The following is a 2,843-nucleotide window of genomic DNA, read 5'->3' as shown; positions in this document are numbered from 1 at the left end:
TGATCCTTGACCAGCTCCGGAAAAGCGCCGAAGCCGGCATCCAGGCCCTCTTCGCGTGACAGCGCGATATTGCCGAGCAGGCGCTCGGGCAAGCCGCCATTCACCGGCGTGAGCGCCCACAGCAGCAGCACCGACACCACGAAAGCCAGCAGCAGGAGCTGCCCCAGGAAACGCTGATTGCGCCACTGCTCGATCATGAAAACCTTCCTCCGGATCACGCCTGCCCGAGATGCTCGCCCGCCATCAGCGTCGCCACAAGACGCCCCCGGTCAGCCTCGTCGGTGACCACCGCCCGGCCCAGCTGGCGCAGCAGAACCAGCCTCAGGCGGCCGTCGATATTTTTTTTGTCGACCGCCATGTGACGCAGGAATTCGTCCGGCGACACCGGCGGCGGCACCACCGGAAGACCTGATCGCACCAATATGGTGCGAATGCGAGCCACATCTTGGTGCGAAATCCAGTTTTCGCGCCAAGACAGATCAGCGGCCATCAGCATGCCGGTCGCGACCGCCTCGCCGTGCAGCCAGCTGCCATAGCCCATGGCGGTCTCGATGGCATGTCCGAAGGTGTGCCCGAGGTTGAGCAGGGCACGCAGATCGTTCTGCTCGAGCTCGTCGGCGGCGACCACCTCCGCCTTGTTCCGGCAGGAACGCAGGATGGCTTCGGCCAGCAGCGCGGGGTCACGCGCCATGAGGCCGTCCATGTGCCGCTCCAGCCATTCCAGGAAAGGCAGATCGCGGATCAGGCCGTACTTGATGACCTCGGCCAGCCCCGCCGAATACTCGCGATCCGGCAGGCTGCGCAGCACCGTGGTGTCGGCGAGCACCACGCGCGGCTGCATGAAGGCGCCGATCATGTTCTTGCCCAGCGGGTGATTGATGCCGGTCTTGCCGCCCACCGACGAGTCCACCTGCGCCAGCAGCGTGGTCGGGATCTGGATGAAGTCGACGCCACGCTGGTAGCAGGCGGCGGCGAAGCCGGTCATGTCGCCCACCACGCCGCCGCCAAGCGCGACCAGTGTCGCTTTGCGGCTGAAGCGGGCCGCGAGCAGGGCATCGAAGATCAGGTTCAGGTGCTGCCAGTCCTTGTAGGCCTCGCCATCGGGCAGGATGGCCTCGGCCACGGTCAGGCCGCCATCAGCCAGCACCTTGCGCACGCGCTCGGCGTACAGCGGCGCCACGGTCTCGTTGCTGACCAGCAGCACCTGGCGACCACGAATGTAGGGGAGCAGGCACTCGGGGCGGTCCAGCAGCGACTCGCCGATGAAGATCGGGTAGCTGCGCTCGCCCAGCTGCACTTCCAGCTTTTGCATGTTCGTCATTTTCCGTGTCGTTTCAGCGCATGCCCAGGGCCTGCAGGATATGCCAGGCCACCTCGCGGGCGCTGCCCCGCTCGGTCGGCATGATGTGGTGCGCGACCTCGCGGTACAGCGGGTCGCGCTGGCTCAGCAGCTCGGTCAGGCGCGCGCGCGGATCGGGGGTGCGCAGCAGCGGCCGGTTGTGGTCGCGGGCGGTGCGCTCGAGCTGGCGCTCGACCGGCGTTTCCAGATAGATGACCGTGCCCCGGTCATGCAGGTGCCGCCGATTCTGTTCGCGGGTGACCGCACCGCCACCGGTGGCCAGCACGATGTGCCGGCGCTGGGTCAGCGCGTCGATGACCTGCTCCTCGCGCAGCCGGAAACCGGCCTCGCCCTCGATGTCGAAGATCCAGGGAATGTCGGCGCCGGTGCGGGCCTCGATTTCGTGGTCGGAGTCGACGAACTCCCAGCGCAGCAGATCAGCCAGCTGGCGACCGATGGTGGTCTTGCCGGCACCCATCGGCCCGACCAGGAAAATGTTCTGAACTGTCGACTGCGCCATCTGCCATCTCTGCCGCGCACGCGTCTCCGGCGGCTGCGCCGGTGACCAGTCGCGGGGTCACGAAAATCAGGAGTTCCTGCCGGTCGCTGCGCGCCACCTGGCGCCTGAACAGATGTCCGAGCAGGGGCATTTTACCGAGCCCGGGCACCCGGCTGACACCCTGCGCGGCCTGCGTGCGGAAAATACCGCCGAGCATGAGCGTCTGACCATCCTGCAATCGTACCTGAGTTGACAGCCGATTGGTTTCGATGGCGCGCGCGCCGCCGGCCTGTATTTCGCCGGGGCTGTCGTGACTGAGCGCGATATCGAGCTGGATGCCGCCGTCGGGCGCGATGGCTGGCATGACCTCGAGGCTCAGCTCGGCATTGACGAAGCGCGTGGTGCTGGCGCCACTGTGCGTGGTCTCCTGGTAGGGAATCTGCTGCCCGGAAGCGATACGCGCCTTCTGCTGCTCGGCGGTCATGACGCTGGGCCGCGCGATGACCTCGCCGTCGCCCTCCGACTCCAGCGCAGACAGCTCCAGGTCCAGCGTTCTCCCGTCGATGCCGAGCAGGCCGTAGCTCAGCACCGAGGCCTCGGCACCGGCCACGGCCAGCGGCACCTGCCCCGCCGCACCAGGTACCGCCAGCCGCCAGCGCGCGCCCAGGCTGCGTGCCGTATTGCGCGACACCGCTGCCAGCCGGGTCTCGATCAGCACCTGCCGGCCCGGGCGGTCCAGCTCCGCCAGCCAGTCCTGCCACTGCGCCAGACGGACCTCGGTATCGGTCAGCAGCAGGGTGTTGGTGCGGACATCGGCATCGATGCGGCCACGCGGCCCCAGCAGGCGCTCGCCGCCGCCACCGGCGAGCATTTTCGCCAGTTCGCCGGCACGTGCATGACGCAGGGCGACCAGCAGGGTGCGCACCGGCTCGCGCTGCTCGCGCCCCTGCTGCCATTCGCGCTCGCGGCGGTCACGCGCCGTCGCCTCCTCCAGCGTGCCGATCC

At 68.0% G+C, this 2,843-nt stretch carries 4 protein-coding genes; all 4 read right to left on the bottom strand.

Translation table 11 applies throughout. The annotated features are described in order from the left end of the window. The coding region (locus C5O18_RS08275) for a hypothetical protein (protein WP_241146790.1) at positions 1-197 on the bottom strand (197 nt) is incomplete at its 3' end. Positions 198-214: 17 nt separating this feature from the next. After that, positions 215-1,312: a 3-dehydroquinate synthase gene (aroB, locus tag C5O18_RS08270; RefSeq protein WP_105193075.1), complete on the bottom strand. Its 1,098-nt coding sequence runs from the start codon at positions 1,310-1,312 to the stop codon at positions 215-217. A gap of 22 nt (positions 1,313-1,334) precedes the next feature. After that, positions 1,335-1,859: a shikimate kinase AroK gene (gene aroK / locus C5O18_RS08265; protein WP_105193073.1), complete on the bottom strand. Its 525-nt coding sequence runs from the start codon at positions 1,857-1,859 to the stop codon at positions 1,335-1,337. Next, the coding region (locus tag C5O18_RS08260) for a secretin N-terminal domain-containing protein (protein ID WP_277422160.1) at positions 1,777-2,843 on the bottom strand (1,067 nt) is incomplete at its 5' end. The genes C5O18_RS08260 and aroK, both read right to left, overlap by 83 nt.

This window comes from Amnimonas aquatica (assembly GCF_002943415.1).
GTDB classification, from domain to species: domain Bacteria; phylum Pseudomonadota; class Gammaproteobacteria; order Pseudomonadales; family Moraxellaceae; genus Perlucidibaca; species Perlucidibaca aquatica_A.
The sequence above is the reverse complement of the archived record's forward strand: the minus strand, read 5'-3'. Positions and strand labels throughout refer to the sequence as shown.